The following is an 817-nucleotide window of genomic DNA, read 5'->3' as shown; positions in this document are numbered from 1 at the left end:
ATTCTGAACGTCTTACCTAAACTGGCCGCAACACATCATTTAGATAATGAACGGGTGTATAAATTCCTGAGTGCCAAAAATAGAACGTCCAGCCATGTTTTATACCATGTTATGGCGAATGGTGATGCCGACATGCTGAAAATTGTTTTGGTCGCGTTACCTTTGTTAATTCGCACATGTCATTTGACTAAAGAACAGGTACTCGATCTCCTGAAGGCAAAGGATTTTTATGGTTGCCCAAGACTATACCTGGCGATGCAAAATGGACATAGCGATATCGTGAAAGTTATTCTCGAAGCATTGCCCTGTCTGGCCCAGGAAATTAACATTCCAGCTTCCGATATTGTAGATCTTCTGACCGCTAAAAGTCTTGCGCGCGACACGGGTTTGTTTATGGCCATGCAGCGCGGACATATGAACGTTATTAATACTATTTTTAACGCATTACCCACTCTTTTTAATACGTTTAAATTCGATAAAAAAATATGAAGCCCCTCCTCCTGGCAAATAATTCTAATGAATATCCCGGTTTGTTTTCAGCGATACAGCATAAACAACAAAACGTTGTAGAGACGGTTTATCTTGCTTTATCTGACCATGCACGCCTGTTTGGATTTACCGCTGAAGATATTATGGATTTTTGGCAACACAAAGCGCCACAAAAATACTCTGCCTTTGAGTTGGCTTTTGAATTTGGTCACCGGGTTATTGCTGAATTAATCCTTAATACATTAAATAAGATGGCTGAAAGCTTTGGCTTTACGGATAACCCTCGATACATTGCGGAGAAAAATTATATGGAAGCTTTACTCAAAAA

The 817-nt window shown here is 39.8% G+C and carries 1 pseudogene; it reads left to right on the top strand.

What is annotated here, in order from left to right:
• Window positions 1-817 (top strand): annotated as a pseudogene (locus tag ACUU1M_RS20370) (hypothetical protein); the annotation flags it as partial.

This window comes from Shigella sp. SIG6, assembly GCF_053555815.1.
This window is presented reverse-complemented; position numbering and strand designations above follow the sequence as displayed.